The following is a 17630-nucleotide window of genomic DNA, read 5'->3' as shown; positions in this document are numbered from 1 at the left end:
TAGATTCCATCTACTTGTACTGCCCCTTTTTGCTTTAGCAATTATGCGTTATTTTCTTTAATTGCTTTTTCAGCTTCTTCACGGGAAATTTTACCACGGGCAATAAGTTCTTCGTACCAAGCTTCGTGATGTGCTTTCGCATAGCGTATATGGATATTACCGGCTTTCATCCCGCGCATGGAATCGGGATTAGCAAACATCGCCAAATAAAAATGTCCAATAAATCCAACAAATGCTAATCCAGCGGCCGCACTATGTATTGGAATCATCCAGTACATAGTTTCTTTTGCTAAAGAAGCTCCGCCAAACCATAGTGCAAGTCCAGAAACAACAAGCACGATCCAAGCGAATATTTGCAGGACAGAATTTAATTTTTCTCCTGCATTATAGAAACCTTGTTTTGGCATTCCGTTTGGATGTAAACCAAGAGCTTCTAGTGGGAAATAAATGAAAAATTTAATATCATCAATACCGACATCAATAATTTGTTTTGCCCAGTGCTTCATACTTTTTGGTGCAAGAAAAAGTGATAATATTGGTGTTACGATAAAGAGCACAGCAAATGTGCGGTGCAGTATCTGGAAGGTATACGGACTCAAGATTGTATAGAAAAAGTGAAAATACTCACTATAAAGAGGCAATGCAGTTAAGTACAGCATAATAAATGCCAGTGCATTAAGCCAATGGCAGATAATAAATCCTTTTTCATGGCGGTGGACGTATTTATGATCAATCAGCATCCGATTTCCCTCCTTTTTCATTTTTGTGTTTTTTAGCAATTGCTTTTGTTAAAGCATAAGCACCAGCTGCACCGACAATAGCACCAACACCCATTAACTGACCAGCTGGGCGAATGATATCTTTCCAAAGATCGATAGCATCGTTTGTTTTTGGGTCTGCAGGTAAACCGTATATAGCTGGGCTGTCTGTTAAAATATACATCATGTGTGTTCCACCTACGCCATTCTTATCAACGCCGTAAAGCTGCGCATTGGGGAATGATCCTTTGATGTCATTTAAACGGGAATGGGCAAGGGTTATCATATCATCTTTTTTTCCAAAATCGATCGCTCTGGCGGTGCAAGTTTGCGCACAAGCTGGTGTCATTCCATTTTCAATACGGTCAGCACATAAATCGCATTTTGTGGATTTATGTGTTTGCTCATCGACTTTTGGTACATCAAATGGACAGTTATCAGCGCAGTAACCACAGCCAATGCACTTTTCTTTATCTAACACGACAGCACCGCTTTCGGTTTTACGTAAAGCATTTTGGGGACAACCCTTTGCACAGGCTGGATGGGCACAATGCATACATTGAAATTTGATAAAATCCCAATGAAACGTATCATTTTCAGTCCGTTCCGTCATTTTTATTAGATTGTATGTTTTAGGACTTAATCCTTTATGGGATTGGAAATTGCCATCGAAAGGCGTGCTTTCAGCAGGCAGATCTTTCCATTGTTTGCAAGCTACCATACAGGCACGACAGCCGGTACATCTGGAAACATCATGCAGCATTGCCATTTCTGTTGCCATGGATATCACTCCTCTAGTTAGAACCAATTCTTAAAAGAATATAGTTTCATTAATTTATTAATAAAGAACTTCCTTTTTTGCTGAAACCTTCTTTTTCAGCTAAGAGATCGAGATGAAGGGTTGCCCAGTCTGCTAAATAAATAGCCTCTTGGCCTTCTTTGATATACGTTTTGATATAGGTATGACAATCTTCACATACATCAATTCGCATATCAGGTTCGGCAGCTGTTTCATATAAGCGCAGCTGGTTTAACTCTTCGTTGCCGCAATAAGCGCAGCCAATGCGTTTGTAAGTCCAGCTACTGTGACAACTGCCACAAATGAGATGGCGCTGGTGCCCATCATTCGCCTGTTTTAACTGTGCTAAGACCGGCAATGATCCACAAACTGGACAGTAATTTCTTTCCCAGCCTTTTCCTTCAACCCAGAGTTTAATAGGAAGGGCATTTTGTGATATTACATGACTTATAGAAAGCCATATACTAAAATTGGTGAATTTTTCGTCCAATGAATTTTTTTCGCAAAAAGTATGGACTTGATTTGTTTCTTGACGCAGTACATAACCAAGAATTTCGGCAATACTGTTGTTTTCAGCATAAAACTGCACCGCTTTGCAGCTTTTTTGAAAGGCTGCAGGAACTTGTGTTTCGCTCAGAACTTTAGTTAATGTCAGAAGTACTTGTTCGACTGGGTTAACTAAAGCTTTTTGCAATTCTTCATTTTGCAAAACAGGAATCCCTTTACCGAACGTTTCTTTGTACAAGTCCAAATCCGGTAGCTGGAGCGGTTCAATTTCAATTTTTTCCAGAATTTGAATAATGGAAAGATTCATTTCACCAATATCTTTTAAGAAAGTGTGCTTTTCTAACCATTGTTTGGTAAGTTCGTATTTATTGTTGGTCATTTTATTCACCTTATTATGCTTTCTTGACATCAACGAGACAAGCTTTAAATTCCTGAATTTGCACATTCGGGTCCAGCGCATCAATCGTGATATAATTTGTGCTTGGACCTTTGCTCAAGCCTTTAAAGCCCCAGCCATATGGCATCCAGACCATGAAAGTTTCTACACCGTTTATCATAAGTGGTTTCGCACGGTCTGTGACCATTGCTTTTACTTTTATTTCACCGCGGGTTGAACGGACTTTGACATCAGTGCCGCTTTTTATTGAGAGTTGTGCGGCAAGTTTAACCGGAATTTCAATGAAGGGTTCTTTTACGAGTTCGTTGAGCCATGGTACATTTCTTGTCACAGCACCGCTGCACCAATGTTCTGCAATACCAGACGTACAGAGAACATAAGGGAATTCTTCTTTTGTACCGATCTTTTGGAGCTCAGGAACACGCGGATAGATAACGCATGGGTTATTTTTTACTTTTGCATGCAATGCATTTTCGGTCGGACTTTCGATTGGTTCATAGAACTCAGGAATTGGACCATCAACTGGTGTGTAGGAATGATCTCGTGTCTGCATGGTAGCGTCCAAATCTTTATGCTCAGCAGCAAATAAACGACCGACCCCTTCACTCGCCATTCTAAATGGTTTTTGTCCATTTGGTGTAGAAGGTCCATCAAGAATATTGGGTACATCTGGCACATCATAGCCATCCCATTTTTTAGCAGATTCATCCCACCATACTAATTTGCGTTTTTCATCATATGGTTTACCGTTCTTATCACAAGAGGCACGGTTATAGAGGATTCTCATATTATCTGGCCACGTATAGGCGAATTCTGGGAAGATTCCTAACTTACTCGGATCGGTTCCGCCACGACGTTTCGATTTGTTGATACCATTACCAAATACACCGGCATATAGCCAAAGTCCGGCACTGGTAGAGCCATCATCTTTCATCTCACCGATTTTGTTTAAAAGTTTACCGGTTTTTAAATCATAGCCATTTATTTCTTTTAAAACGGTTTCAGCCGTATCTTTTTCAGGATAATTCCAAGTCCATTTTTGGATGATCTGATCTTTTTCTTGTGTTGAATCTTTATAGAGTTCACGAATTTTCTTAAATAAATGATTGCATATTTCAATATCGGGTTTTGCATCGCCAGGTGGATTCGGACCGGCATAACGCCACTGAATCATGCGGCTCGAATTGATAAGTGTACCTTCACGTTCCAGATAAGAAGCAGCTGGCAGGAAGATAACCTCTGTTTTGATTTTGGAAGCATCACAGCCAGGTCTTTGCCAGAAAGCAGCTGTTTCTGTAACGAAGATATCTTGGACAATCAATGAATCCAAATTTGCTAAACCTTTATCAACAATGGATAAATTCGCATTGGTAACTTGTGGATTTTGACCCGTGATATACATGCATTTAACGATACCTTCAACGGCTTTTTCAAAAGAAACATACAGAGAATCATTATGATATCCGTTTCGTTTTGATAAAAGATCAAAGCCGAAATTGTTTTCTTTCGTGGCATTTTCACCGAGCCATGCTTTTAAGAGATTGACCAATGATTTCCTACCAACTGTGCCGTTATCTTTAGTCCATTCTTCCAGTGTAGCTGTTTTGTGGGTTGGATAAGAAAGATAACCCGGGAAATATTGATACATGATACCAAAATCTGTTGAGCCTTGAACGTTTGGTTGACCACGCATTGCATCAACCCCTGCACCGGAACGACCGATGTTTCCCATTAAGAGCTGTACGATCGTAAAGCAACGAATATTTTGTACGCCAACCGTATGCTGCGTCATACCAAGAGCATACATGATTACACCAGGCTGGTATTTCACGAGCATGTCAGCAACTTCTTTGATTTTCTCTGCCGGTGCACCGGATATATTAGAAGCCATTTCAAAGGTATAACGTTTGTAGAATTCCTTTAATTTGCTAAATACACTGTCAGGATGATTCAAATCTGTTGTTTTGAGTGGTTTACCAGCAGCATCGACTTGATAACCCCAGGTTTTTCTTTCATAACTATGATTTTTCCCATTAAAACCGGAGAAAATACCATCATCAAATTTGAAATCTTTGTTAATTAAATGGTATGCATTTGTATGCGTAAGCATAAATTCTTCATTATAGAATTTATTTTCCATGATGTAATTGATGATTGATCCCAAAAATGCAATATCCGTGCCAGGACGCACTTGAACATGAAGATCGGCAATTTTTGAAGTCCGTGTGAATCGTGTATCAACATGGATGATTTTGGCACCACGTTCTTTAGCCATCATAATACCTTTCATGCCCATGGGGTGGCATTCGGCAATATTACTGCCTTCAATCAAAACGAGCTGCGTATTGCGTAAATCCGTCCAACTGTTGGTCATGGCACCGCGTCCAAATCCGGCATTTAAAGCTGGTGGTGTTGCACTGTGACATACACGTGTTTGGTTATCAATAAAGGCAATACCTAACGCACGAGCCATTTTCACCAATAAATAACATTCTTCATTATTTACCTGCGAGCCCCCAATAAAGCCAATAGCATCCGTTCGATTTACTTTGTATTCCTTACCATCTATTGTTTCTTTTTCAGTCCAGTTTTCATCACGGGCTTTTTTCAAGCTTTTGGCTGAACGTTCAATCGCTTCATCCCAACTGATTTCTTCCCAGTGATCGCTGCCTGGTGCACGATATAAAGGCTTTTTTGGTCTTTGATCTGAATTTGGAATTGCTGCATAGCCAACACCTTTACTGCAAAGGCTGCCTTCGTTCACAATGTGATCGGTTGCACCTTCTAGGTTAATGAGTTTACCATCCCGAACATGTCCGATTACACCGCATCCACATGCACAGAAATGGCAAACAGATGTAAATTCTTTGGCTTTGGTCAATTTGAAATCTTCTGTCGCAGCTTTTACTTTAGGGATATCAAAACCAAAATCTGCAAAGACAAAACCGATGCCGGTCAGTCCAGCAGTTTTAATAAAATCCCTTCTGTTTATGTACATTTTATTGCCTCCTTATAACTGAAATATATATGAGTAAATTTCTCTGTTGAAGTATTTTAGACGTAAAATCATTCAACCAGAAAAGCTCTCCAAAGGGATGATATATTATTTGTGATTATCGTAATGATAAAAATTGTTAATGATAAAAACAACAAATAATAAAATCTAGCTATAATATACGTTGCGACTATATAAATGTCAATCTGTATCAACCTTGAAAAACAAAGAAGAGTTAATAGGAATTTTTAAGTTTTTATCCTTTGCAGTAAGACAGCATAAGCGATAAGGGGGTTTTTGGAAATTTCGTAAGGGGGATTTTTGTCATATTTTTTAAAATTATTTTTTAAAATACCTAATTTTAGGCTTTTGACAGTATTATTGCAGCATTATATGCATATGATATCATAATGAAAAACAATAAAGATGTTTCTTTATTCTAGTAAAATTTATATGCTATAATGAAGAATCGGTTTTAAAAGTAAGGAGTGCAAAAATGGAACAAGGACAAATAGAAGCAATACAGAAATATGAAGCAACTCAATTTAAAAATGGGCTGTTTACGAAAACGGATCAATGGATATCGGAAGAAATGCCATTAACGGTTTATTTAAATGGTAAAGAAACAACAACAATGCTTTGTTCCCCGGTTGATCAAAAATATTTGATCATTGGGTTTTTAGTTTCTGAGGGCATGATTCAACAACTTGAAGATATAAAAGAGTTGACAATCAATGAAGAAGACGGTCTGGTTTATGTGGAAGCCGATTTAGTTGAACGAAAAGCAACGGATGGATATTTGCGGCGTTGCTTAACGACTTGCTGCGGTCGCGGTCGTGCTGGGTTCTATTTTGCCAATGACCATCAAACGACACGTTATATAGATAGTGCGGTTAGGTTTCAGGCAGCGGATATCTTAAAATGTGCGGCAACGTTACTGGATGAAGTCTCGGCAACGCATAGCAAAACGTATGGCGTGCATAGCGGGGCGGTTGTGGAAAGGGGCAATTTAATTGTATATTCAGAAGATATAGGCAGGCATAATATCTTTGATAAACTATATGGTAAATGTTTAGAGCAGAATCTTACAATGGACGATAAAATGATTGTATTTAGTGGAAGAATTTCATCAGAAATCTTGATTAAGGTAAGTAAAATGGGGTTTCCATGTGTCATTGCAAAATCGGTACCGACAACGCTTGCTTTAGGGTTAGCGAAAGATTTAGGTATTACAATTATTGGGCGTGTACGAAATGATTCCTTTTATATCTACACACATCCGGAGCGAGTAGTTTTTTAATAAAAAAAGGTATAGGGAAAATCTTCTCGAAGAATATAAATTAGATATAAGTTTTCAATGCAATGAGGAGATGTTTATTTTATATGAGTATGGAAGTCAAGATTGTTAACACTGCTTTGCATAATGAGAGCAGCAATAAAACAGTGGGAAAGAACCAAACGGAAGATGCTCAGACTACGTCAACGGAAATGTTAAATGAAGATGATCAAATGATGTATGATGAGCTCGAACATGCGGGAGTAGATTTAGTTAAAACTCCCCTGTCGTGGCAGAAACAGCATGTTAAATCTTTAGCTTTCCCTCCTTTTACTGCACCGGCTGCTGTGAAAAGGACATGGGTTGCAAAAATGGATCAACTATCAGCTGATCAAAAAAAACAGATACAACATGACTCTTCGACTTTGTGGCTTAATGCACTTAGAACAAATCAGTCACTCGAAACAGATGTACAGAAAACTGGATTTTCTTATGATGAATTTATGACGAAAATGATTCATAATGCAGAAAAAGTATCACATACTCTTTCGGATGCTGGAAGTACCATTGGATTTTTGCGTGAGTTCAAAAAAACACTGCAGGCATGAACGAATAAATCTTACAGAAAAATAATGGAATTGGAATCATAAAGGGGATACGAAAAGCAAGAGTGCAGAGCTCTTTTGCTTTTCGTATCCCCTTTGTTTGTGGTGACAAGGCATTATATTTTGAAATAATAATTTTTATAATAAATGTAAATTAAAGACAAATCAAAAGAAATTCAAAGCTAAATCTAAAATAAATTAAAGAACTCTTTGTTATTATAGAATATATAGAAAAATATTGAATATTTCTATAGGTAAAGTTTTAAATTTAGCAAGAAAAGGTGATTTGTATGAATAAACGATATCAGTCAGTCAAACAATATACACAGCTCGAACAATTTTGCATGTATGCAAGTACTGTGAAAATGGGGGCAGCTCAGCTGAAAGAATTTTTAAAAAATGAAAATTCAGAAAACAAACTGGAAAATATTAAAAGAATCAAGGGCTTTTTTGATGACACCAATCGTTTCTATACAACATTTTATACATTGATCAATCAACTGATTGTAAGCTGTAAATACTTAAAACATACAGATTTTCGCTTATACAATTACAAGAATGTAGTATATAATATGGAAGAATTTATTCGCGGCTATAATGCAATGCATTCTTTTTTTAAAGAAAATGGTTTGGTCTTAGCGGATATTGTGGTATTTAGTCGTTTTTTTTCAACAAAAAAATATGATAATAGTGCATTTTTGTTTATAGGAATTACAGTAGCGGCGAATGGTGAACTTTTACTTGATCCCGAAAAGGTACAATCTGCATTGTTAAAAGATGGACATATCCTACATGTTTTACTTGGACGTACGGGGGTTTCAAATCAAATTCTCAATACTACTGTACAGATTCGCAATGAATCCGATCGTTTTTTATTAGCAATGCCAAAAGAAATTTGGCAAAAGCATGTCGGTCAGCCGATGACTGGAGCCATTTTGAATCTATCTGCCTAAAGAAAATATAGAAAATAGAATAAACTTCTTGATTTTCATTGTAATTTAGAACTAATAATTATTATCATTGATATTTCCATGGAAAGTGGTAAAATATGAATTAGATGAATAAGTAAATGTAAATTTTTGGCTGTTTACTTATATATATAATTTATAATACGAGGAGGAATTTCTATGGAAAAATCATTGGATAAAGTTTATAAACTTTTAATTGGTGGCGAATGGGTTGAAGCCGAGGGGGGAAAAACTTTTGAGGCAGTTTGTCCAGCTACTGGAGAAGTATTAGCCAGCTGTGCTTTAGCATCTAAGCAGGATGTTGATAAAGCAGTTAAAGCGGCCTGGAAAGCATTTTCCAGCTGGAAAAAGACAAGTCCAGCGGAAAGAGCAGCATTTTTGTTAAAAATTGCCGATTTAGTAGATGAAAATGCAGACCGTTTAGCGATGATTGAAACAATGGATAACGGGAAGCCGATTCGTGAAACACGCAATATTGATGTTCCTTTAGCAAGTGATCATTTTCGTTATTTTGCCAGCGCAATTCGAACGGAAGAAGGCGCAGCAACTTTAATCGATAAAGATACGCTGAGTATTATTTTGGATGAACCTATTGGTGTCGTCGGACAGATTGTCCCTTGGAATTTCCCGCTTGTAATGGCAGTCTGGAAGTTAGCACCAGCACTTGCCGCAGGTGATTGTTTAGTTATCAAGCCTTCGAGTGAAACTTCTTTAAGTGTTTTAGAATTGGCGAAATTAATGCAGCAAGTTTTGCCGCCAGGTGTTATTAATGTGATTACCGGTAAAGGTTCAACCGCAGGTAATTATATTTTACAGCATCCTGATATTAGAAAGTTGGCATTTACTGGATCAACCGAAGTGGGGTATGATGTGGCCGATGCAGCAGCGAAAAAATTAATTCCGGCTACTTTGGAGCTTGGTGGAAAATCGGCGAATATATTCTTTGATGATATGCCATGGGACAAAGCAGTCGAAGGTGTATGTATGGGGATTTTGTTTAATCAAGGGCAGGTTTGCTGTGCGGGATCACGCGTATATGTTCAGGATACGGTCTATGATAAATTTATGGAAGCTGTCAAAATAAAATTTGAGGCAGTAAAAGTTGGTTTACCTTGGGAAAAAGATACGATGATGGGCAGCCAAGTTAATCAGAAACAATTAGATAAAATTCTTGGTTATGTTGAAATTGCCGAAAAAGAAGGTGCTCGAATTTTGACTGGTGGTGCCAGAGCTAGCGGAGCTGGACTAGAAAAAGGTGCATTTATGCAGCCAACTATTTTGGCTGATGTGACGAATTCAATGCGTGTCGCACAGGAAGAAATTTTTGGACCAGTTGTATGTTTCTTGAAATTCCATACAGAAGAAGAAGTCATTGCTCTGGCGAATGATAGTGAGTTTGGTCTAGGCGGTGGTGTTTGGACTAAGGATATCAATCGGGCTTTTCGTGTGGCACAAGGCGTGGAAACTGGGCGTATGTGGGTTAATAACTATAATAATCTGCCAGCTCATGCTCCATTTGGCGGCTACAAGAAATCTGGTATTGGCCGAGAAACACATAAAATGATTTTGAAGAATTATTCGCAGACTAAAAATATTTTTATTAGTTTAAGTGAAGCACCATTAGGCTTATATTAAGTTTAGCGGCGAAACAATAGCGTTAGTATAAAATATCGTAGTGGGTGATCTAGCCAGACTATCATCTGCTGCGATATTTTTTTAGTTAATTTATATGACTTGAATTAAATAATTTTAATAAAATTATCGGATCGCTAATTTAAGCAAGTTATGGAATATAAATAGACAGAATAAACCAAAATTTATCTATACTATTTTATTTGAATACGGTACAATGTATACAGTATAAATTAAAAGCGTATATTGTATTTTTATTAAGACTATAATACAATATTCTTTGTGCTTAAAGCAAAGAAAGACGTCTGATGATATAAATATAGCTTTTCTTTGTATAGTTCGTATTGAGTATTCATAAAATGCTTAAACGTCGTTAGGGGGATTTTTTAGTATGGGACAGAGTAAGAAAAAAATGGGTCTGAGTACACAGATTCTTTTGGGTTTAGTTATTGGTGCCCTCTTTGGTTATTTCTTTCCTGAAATAGGTGCCAAAATGAAACCATTGGGTGATGCTTTTGTACGGATGATCAAAATGATTGTTGTGCCTTTGATTTTCAGTACATTGGTTATCGGGATTGCTGGAACAGGAGATTTTAAAAAGCTAGGTCGTTTAGGTGGTAAAGCCATTATTTGGTTTGAAGCAGCGACTACCGTTGCCCTTGCTGTCGGCTTGATTGTAGTAAATTTTGTTCAGCCGGGTATAGGTGTTGATATGCCGATTCCAGCAGATGCTAGTGCGCAAGCAGCTGCAACTGCAAAAAAAACAATTGATATGGGTGAATACCTTTTACATATTATCCCAACGAATATTGTTGATGCCTGTGCACGCAATGATATGTTACAAATAATTTTCTTTACTTGTTTTTTTGGTGTGGGTGTTGCTCATATTGGTAAAGATGGTGAAACTATTGTCAATATGTGCCGCAGTATTGCCGAAACCATGTTTAAAGTAACGCATTATGTTATGAAATTAGCGCCTATCGGTATTTTTGCAATGATTTCTTATACAGTAGGCAGTTTTGGTGTTGCGATGCTGATTCCACTCGGAAAATTAATTCTATCACTTGTTGGGGCTGCTATTATCTTTTTAGCTATTTTACTTACTTGTGCATCGTTTATTACAGGTATAAATTTCCTGCATGTAGTTACAGGCGTAAAAGAAGCCTTATTACTGGCTTTTTCGACTGCAAGCAGTGAAGCCGCCTTGCCGATTGCGATGCAGCGATTAGAACAACTAGGTGTGCCGAAAAATATTGTAACTTTTGTTATGCCGACTGGATATTCTTTTAATTTAGATGGGTCGACATTATATAGTTCTTTAACCGTTATTTTTATTGCGCAGATTTATGGAATTGAACTTTCCTTAGGTGAACAGCTACTCATGATGCTGACGTTGATGCTATCGACGAAAGGTATTGCTGGTGTTCCGGGAGCTGGGTTCATCGTTGTGGCAGCTACAGCAACTGCATTTGGTTTGCCAGCGGATGGCGTAGCAATTGTTCTTGGTGTAGATAGAATCTTAGATATGATTCGTACATTTTGTAATGTCTTTGGAAACTGTGTAGCAACTGTTGTAGTTGCTCATTGGGAAAAAGATTTAACCAAAGAAAGTTTTAACGAAGCTTATCAAAAGAATTTCAATAGTTAATATATATAAGTTGCATTAAAAAATTATAGCTAGCTTATTAGTTTGTCATATAAAATATTTAATGCAGAAAAATTTTTATAGAACAAAAAAACACGCTAAAAATCCAATCATGGATTTTTAGCGTGTTTTTTTGTTTTTTGTTATGTGTTATGAATCGGATTTTAAGATTCGTTCGAGCATTAAAAATTCTTCCATATCATTTAAAAACTGATATAAGATGCTGCGGTTTTCGAATTCTTGTCGATCTTTTGGCAAATCCATTTCGGTGAAGCTGTTGCGAAGTTTTGTGAGCTTTTCAAACTCTTTTTCAGCTGATTTATGTACTTGGATGGATTCAGCAACTTGTGTTGTAAAGGCGGCAATCAAAATGGTTTGTTTATAAGTTACGGATAATCGGACAAAATGTTTGCGCATTTTAAATAAACAAGCTGCCTGTTGCTGCCGGATATTCATATATTGCACATAGACATTGGTCGTAGAAGAAAAATGATTGTCGACATTTTTATTGGTTAGGATTTGTCCTTTTTTTATTTCAGCTTTCAACTGCTGAAATAACTCTTCTTCTTTGATTGAAACGAAACGATTACGTAATGAATCAGCCATGCCTAATAATATTTTACGCAGCAGTTGATCAATATAGATATTTTCTTTGCGAATTTCATTTTCAAAACTTGGCATGTATAAATTTAAAAATAGTGCAATGGATATCCCAATTCCCATTAAGGATAATTGATTCAATATAAAAGCAATACTAATGTTGTTTTCTATCAGTATATGTGTAATAAGGACAGAACTAACAACGATCCCTTCCTGAATATGCAGCTTCGCTGATAGGGGAATAAAAAACAGCAAGAAAAACCCAAAGACCCATGGAGCAAAACCAAACAAGAAAAATGAGATTACTGCTAGCAGCAATGCTAAAAAAAATGCAGCAATCATTTTCGAGGCAAATTGCCATGATTGTCTTCGGGTACTTTGCAGGCAAAGAATGGTAATGATTCCAGCTGCTGTAGCATAAGATAAATTCAGCGTCTGAGCAAAATAAATTGAAATGACTACGCCAATGACAGTTTTTAGGGTACGATAGCCAATGAAATTCATAAACTACCTCCATTCGCATATGATAATTTATTTTAACATAAATCTATAACAAATCAACTTTGTGTTCTATCTTTGAAAACAGATGTAGATGCATTGTGTTGATGGTAACTCGCTAGATTTTTAAAATCAAATTCATTTGGAAATTTTTTTCCAAAGGAGTTCGTCTAGATTTGTCAAATTACACAAGTACATGATGAAAGTATGGTCGTGTAATAGTATGAATGTATTTTCCGAATGATCGTGAATCTTGTATGGATTGAAATGTTTGGAGGGAAGCCTATGAAAAAAGTATTGATAGTGGACGATGCAGCTTTTGTTCGATTCGCAATGAAAAACATGTTGGAGAAAAATGGTTATGAAGTCGTCGGTGAAGCCCCAGATGGTTCAACGGCAATCTTGCAGTATAAAGAACTTCAACCTGATTTTGTGACAATGGATATTACAATGCCAGGGATGAATGGTATAGAAACATTGAAGGAAATTAAAAAATTTGATCCGAATGCTGTCATCGTAATGGTTTCAGCAATGGGACATGAAAATTTCGTCAAAGAAGCGGTACTAAATGGAGCAGTTTATTTTTTAGTTAAGCCGATTAAGGAGGAAAATTTAATTGAAGTATTGAGTAAAATCATTGAATCATAATTGAATACGAAGGGACTTGATGATGCTGTGGATTCTATGTTGGAAATGTTCATTTTTGAAACGAATCAGAATTTAGAACAATTGGAGCAAATTACGATTCAAAGTGAAAAAAATGGTGCTTTCAGCGGAGAAGAAATCAATGATATTTTTCGGATCATGCATACCATAAAAGGGTCTTCAGCTATGATGGAAGCCTTGGAAGTGACCGCACTGGCCCATGCCGTTGAAGATATATTTTTTTATGTACGCGAAAAAAAACCGGAAAAACTGGATTGTTCTATATTGACCGATCTTGTTTTAAATGCTGCTGATTTTATTAAGACGGAAATTGATAAAATGGAAGCTGGTGAAAAAACAGATGCGATTGCTGCAGATTTGATTGAGTCAACCAGTGCGTTTTTGCTGCAGTTAAAGCAAATAAATGGAGAACAACCAGTAAAAATAACTTTGCCGGTCAAACCAAAACCAATTCAGGCGTCAACTCAAAAGCTCAGTGCCTATATTGATTTAGATGAACCGGTGAATGTTTTTCAAGCTAAGATTACGTATAAAGATCATTGCGAAATGGAAAATATTCGAGCGTACACTTTGATTAATAACGTAAAAGGTATTGTTGGTGAACTGCATTATCTGCCGGATAATATTTTAGAAGATGATGAAAGTGCCAATATAATTCGTAAAAATGGCTTTAACATATGCTTTACCACCAGTAAAGAATATGATGAAATTAATGTTTTACTGAATCGAACTATATTTTTAAAAGAACTTGAGCTTGAACAATTAACGGATGTCACAGAATGCAGCTATTGGCCGAAAAAAGAAATGCTGCCGAAAAAAGTCTTACCAGAAAAAAGTATAGCCAAAGTGGAAGAGCGAGAAGTAAGTCATCCCAGTATGATTAGTGTCAATGTCACAAAATTGGATATTTTAATGGACCTGGTTGGTGAGCTCGTTATTTCTGAAGCGATGGTTACGGAAAACCCGGATTTGCAAGGATTGGACTTGGATAATTTTTATAAGGCGGCACGTCAACTCAAAAAAATCAGTAATGAGCTGCAAGACGGAGTTATGTCGATCCGGATGGTACCGCTTAGTGGAACGTTCCAGAAAATGAATCGGATTGTTCGTGATATGTCAAAGAAGCTTAATAAACAAGCCGAACTGGTTTTAATTGGTGAAGAAACAGAAGTGGATAAAAATGTAATCGAACATATTTCGGATCCTTTGATGCATTTGATTCGAAATTCGCTCGATCATGGAATCGAATTACCAGAAGAACGGGAGAAAGCAGGTAAGAACCCCGTCGGAAAAATTACCCTTGAAGCCAATAATGCCGGCAATGAAGTTATTATCAATATTGTAGATGATGGACAAGGTTTAAACAAAGAGAAAATTCTGAAAAAGGCGCGAGAAAATCAGCTGCTCTATAAAAATGAAAGTGACTTTACGGATAAAGAAATCTATTCTTTTATTTTTTCACCAGGTCTTTCTACAAATGAAAAAGTGACAGAATTTTCTGGTCGAGGCGTCGGTATGGATGTTGTTATGAAAAACATCAATGCGGTTGGTGGTAATATTATTGTGAATAGTGAACCGGGAAAAGGCAGTATGATTACTTTGAAAATTCCGCTCACTTTGGCAATTATTACTGGTATGACCATAAAGGTAGGACAGTCACGGTATACGATTCCGATTATGTCGATTCGTGAATCTTTTAAACCGTCACTGGATAATATTCTTGTCGATCCGAATGGCAATGAAATGATTATGGTACGGGGAAAGTGTTATTCTATTGTGCGGCTGCATCAGCTTTACCATATAGCAGGCGCCGCAACTGATTTTGACGATGGAGTTATGATCATGGTTGAGACCGAAAAAACGACAATTGGCCTTTTTGCCGATCAATTAATCGGACAGCAGCAAATTGTTGTGAAGCCGATCCCAGCTTATATTAAAAACATCAGTAAAACGCAGGGAATAACAGGATGTACCTTGCTTGGCGATGGAAGTATTAGTTTGATCCTTGATGCAGTGGGCATTGCAAATCGTGTTTAGTATGCTATGCATAGGCCAATAATGAAAAAGGAGATGAGTGTAGTGGCTGAAGAGGTAATGGAACTTGATGAAGATACACAAAAAGATAAATATTTGACTTTTTTTATTGGCAAAGAAATTTATGGAATCGATATCCGTTTAGTTACTGAGATTATTGGTATTCAGCCGATTACGGAAATCCCGGAAGTTCCGGCGTATGTGAAGGGAATTATCAATTTAAGGGGGAAGATCATTCCGGTTATGGATGTACGTTTGCGATTCAAGAAAGAATTTTTAGCATACAATGATCGGACCTGTGTTATTGTTATTGAAGCACGAGAAATTTCTTTAGGTTTGATTGTTGACGGGGTAGCTGAGGTGCTGCGGATCGGTGAAGAAAATATCGTACCACCACCGACCATTAGAGCAGCGCAGAATAAATATATCAAGGGCATTGGTAAGGCTGGTAATGAAGTCAATTTATTGCTTGATTGTGATAAGCTTTTAAGTGATCAGGATGAAGCGGCAATTATTGGTTTATAAAAATTGGAGGGATTAACGTGAAATGGTTTAAAGATATGAACGTAGGAAAAAAAGTAACAGGAGCTTTTTTAATTCTATCTTTTATCGTAACAATTCTCAGCGTTATGGTTGTCTATAATATTTATAAAATTGATAGCCGCTATAGTGATCTCTATTCTAATAATGGTCTGGCAACGGGCTATATTGGTGAAATGGGAATGTTTTTCAATGATTCCCGGACGATTTATTATAATATTCTTATTGAGAGTGATTATAATGTTATTACGCAAAATGTCACTCAATTAAAAGATGTTGATAATAAAATTAATGATGTATATAATCTATTGGTATCGAAAGCACAAACTGATCAAGACAAAGAAGAACTCAGACAGTTTAAAGATACGTTAGATAAATACCGAGCCCTTAGGCAGAGCAGTATTGATTTGGCACTGCAAAATAAAGATACCGAAGCCTTGGCGACGTTTCGTCAGGCGGGAGCAAAACAACTTTCGGAAGATATTAATAATCAATTGATAAATTTGTTTAAAACGATGGAAAGTACGGGTATTAAACAGTCAAATATGCTCACGGAACAATCGTATTTTATGATTTATACAATGCTGGCGGTAGCAATTGTCGTCATTATACTATCTTTGCTATTAGGAAATTTTATTGCCAGTTATATTCGTAAGGCCATTCATGCACTAATGGAAGCTGCAGAAAAAATCGCGAGTGGTGATTTGGATGTCAAAATACCGATTGACAGCCGTGATGAATTAGGGCAGCTGGCGCAGGCTTTTGACAAAATGTCAAACAATGTAAATACAGCCATGGAAAATATAAATGCTGCCTCGGAACAGGTAGCAGCGGGTTCAAAAAATGTTTCGGAAGCGAGTATTTCTTTATCCCAAGGAGCAACAGAACAAGCAAGTTCTGTCGAAGAATTATCTTCTTCATTGGAAGAAATTTCTGCACAAACAAAATTAAATGCCAATAATGCAGATAAAGCAAACTCACTGACTAATACAGCTAAAACAAATGCAGGGACTGGTAATGCATATATGCATGATATGCTGCGGGCCATGACGGAAATTAATGCTTCTTCAACAGGAATTTCCAAGATTATTAAAGTCATTGATGAAATTGCCTTTCAAACAAATATTCTAGCGCTAAATGCAGCCGTGGAAGCTGCGCGGGCCGGGCAGCATGGCAAGGGTTTTGCGGTAGTGGCAGAAGAGGTTCGTAATTTGGCAGCTCGTTCAGCCAAAGCAGCGAAGGAAACAACCGATATGATTGAAGGCTCGATTGGTAAGGTGAATGAAGGAACAAAAATTGCCAATCAAACGGCAGAAGCTTTAACACAAATTGTCCAGATTGTAACAGAAGTAGCCGAATTAGTAGAGAAAATTGCGAGTGCCTCAAATGAACAGAGTATTGCCCTCGAGCAAATCAATCAAGGCGTAATCCAAGTTTCTGAAGTCGTACAGTCCAATTCCTCGACCGCTGAGGAAAGTGCATCAGCCAGTGAACAGCTTAGTGCACAGGCTGAACTCTTGAAAGAAACCGTCAGCCAATTTAAATTGCGGGTGAATACACAGGCGAAACAAAATTTTTATTCAAATAAAGATGATTTTACGCAACCGCCAAGAACAGCAAAAGGCAAACATAGTAAAAAAGTTCCGAACCAGATTGCCTTGAGTGATGATGAGTTCGGTAAATATTAGATTCTGGGATAATGGCAGGTGG

14 protein-coding genes are annotated in these 17630 nt (G+C 37.2%); 9 read left to right on the top strand and 5 right to left on the bottom strand.

Annotation, left to right across the window (positions count from 1 at the left end):
• Nucleotides 1-41: 41 nt before the first annotated feature.
• From F606_RS0108160 to fdnG, 4 genes are read right to left on the bottom strand one after another with little or no spacing between them, the layout of a single operon-like run.
• Nucleotides 42-740, bottom strand: a complete 699-nt coding sequence (locus F606_RS0108160) for a formate dehydrogenase subunit gamma (RefSeq protein WP_019553394.1) — start codon at nucleotides 738-740, stop codon at nucleotides 42-44.
• Nucleotides 730-1539 carry a 4Fe-4S dicluster domain-containing protein gene (locus F606_RS0108155; protein WP_019553393.1) on the bottom strand — a complete coding sequence of 270 codons (810 nt, stop codon included), beginning with the start codon at nucleotides 1537-1539 and terminating at the stop codon, nucleotides 730-732. Before F606_RS0108155 ends, F606_RS0108160 begins: the two co-directional genes overlap by 11 nt.
• Before the next feature lie 49 nt (nucleotides 1540-1588).
• Complete coding sequence (locus tag F606_RS22270; RefSeq protein WP_019553392.1) at nucleotides 1589-2443, bottom strand: formate dehydrogenase accessory protein FdhE; 855 nt, start codon at nucleotides 2441-2443, stop codon at nucleotides 1589-1591.
• A gap of 13 nt (nucleotides 2444-2456) precedes the next feature.
• The gene (gene fdnG, locus F606_RS0108145) at nucleotides 2457-5459 is read right to left on the bottom strand and encodes a formate dehydrogenase-N subunit alpha (RefSeq protein WP_019553391.1); all 3003 of its coding nucleotides are present in this window, start codon (nucleotides 5457-5459) and stop codon (nucleotides 2457-2459) included.
• Between the two features lie 493 nt (nucleotides 5460-5952).
• Between fdnG and fdhD the strand changes: the two genes are divergently transcribed.
• The 5 genes from fdhD to F606_RS0108120 all read left to right on the top strand — a co-directional run bounded on the left by fdhD (nucleotide 5953) and on the right by F606_RS0108120 (nucleotide 11585).
• The gene (gene fdhD, locus F606_RS0108140) at nucleotides 5953-6756 is read left to right on the top strand and encodes a formate dehydrogenase accessory sulfurtransferase FdhD (RefSeq protein WP_019553390.1); all 804 of its coding nucleotides are present in this window, start codon (nucleotides 5953-5955) and stop codon (nucleotides 6754-6756) included.
• An 83-nt stretch (nucleotides 6757-6839) separates the two neighbouring features.
• Nucleotides 6840-7340, top strand: coding sequence for a hypothetical protein (locus F606_RS0108135; protein ID WP_019553389.1), 501 nt, complete (start codon nucleotides 6840-6842; stop codon nucleotides 7338-7340).
• Between the two features lie 287 nt (nucleotides 7341-7627).
• Nucleotides 7628-8290 (top strand): hypothetical protein, encoded by a 663-nt coding sequence (locus F606_RS0108130; protein ID WP_019553388.1) that lies wholly within the window; start codon nucleotides 7628-7630, stop codon nucleotides 8288-8290.
• Nucleotides 8291-8464: 174 nt separating this feature from the next.
• The gene (locus F606_RS0108125) at nucleotides 8465-9940 is read left to right on the top strand and encodes an aldehyde dehydrogenase family protein (RefSeq protein WP_019553387.1); all 1476 of its coding nucleotides are present in this window, start codon (nucleotides 8465-8467) and stop codon (nucleotides 9938-9940) included.
• Nucleotides 9941-10328: 388 nt separating this feature from the next.
• Nucleotides 10329-11585 (top strand): dicarboxylate/amino acid:cation symporter, encoded by a 1257-nt coding sequence (locus F606_RS0108120; protein ID WP_019553386.1) that lies wholly within the window; start codon nucleotides 10329-10331, stop codon nucleotides 11583-11585.
• 147 nt (nucleotides 11586-11732) lie between these two features.
• Here F606_RS0108120 and F606_RS0108115 read toward each other — a convergent pair whose 3' ends face one another.
• On the bottom strand, nucleotides 11733-12686 hold the full coding sequence (locus tag F606_RS0108115; RefSeq protein WP_019553385.1) for an aromatic acid exporter family protein: 954 nt from the start codon (nucleotides 12684-12686) through the stop codon (nucleotides 11733-11735).
• A gap of 279 nt (nucleotides 12687-12965) precedes the next feature.
• Between F606_RS0108115 and F606_RS0108110 the strand changes: the two genes are divergently transcribed.
• The 4 genes from F606_RS0108110 to F606_RS0108095 are packed head-to-tail and all read left to right on the top strand — an operon-like array spanning nucleotide 12966 to nucleotide 17608.
• On the top strand, nucleotides 12966-13328 hold the full coding sequence (locus F606_RS0108110; RefSeq protein ID WP_019553384.1) for a response regulator: 363 nt from the start codon (nucleotides 12966-12968) through the stop codon (nucleotides 13326-13328).
• Complete coding sequence (locus tag F606_RS0108105) at nucleotides 13329-15383, top strand: chemotaxis protein CheA (RefSeq protein WP_019553383.1); 2055 nt, start codon at nucleotides 13329-13331, stop codon at nucleotides 15381-15383.
• Nucleotides 15384-15416: 33 nt separating this feature from the next.
• Nucleotides 15417-15905 carry a chemotaxis protein CheW gene (locus tag F606_RS0108100; protein ID WP_026329304.1) on the top strand — a complete coding sequence of 163 codons (489 nt, stop codon included), beginning with the start codon at nucleotides 15417-15419 and terminating at the stop codon, nucleotides 15903-15905.
• Between the two features lie 17 nt (nucleotides 15906-15922).
• The gene (locus F606_RS0108095) at nucleotides 15923-17608 is read left to right on the top strand and encodes a methyl-accepting chemotaxis protein (RefSeq protein WP_019553381.1); all 1686 of its coding nucleotides are present in this window, start codon (nucleotides 15923-15925) and stop codon (nucleotides 17606-17608) included.
• The last annotated feature ends 22 nt before the right edge of the window (nucleotides 17609-17630 follow it).

Source organism: Propionispira raffinosivorans DSM 20765 (genome assembly GCF_000381065.1).
Lineage (GTDB): Bacteria > Bacillota > Negativicutes > Selenomonadales > Selenomonadaceae > Propionispira > Propionispira raffinosivorans.
This window is presented reverse-complemented; position numbering and strand designations above follow the sequence as displayed.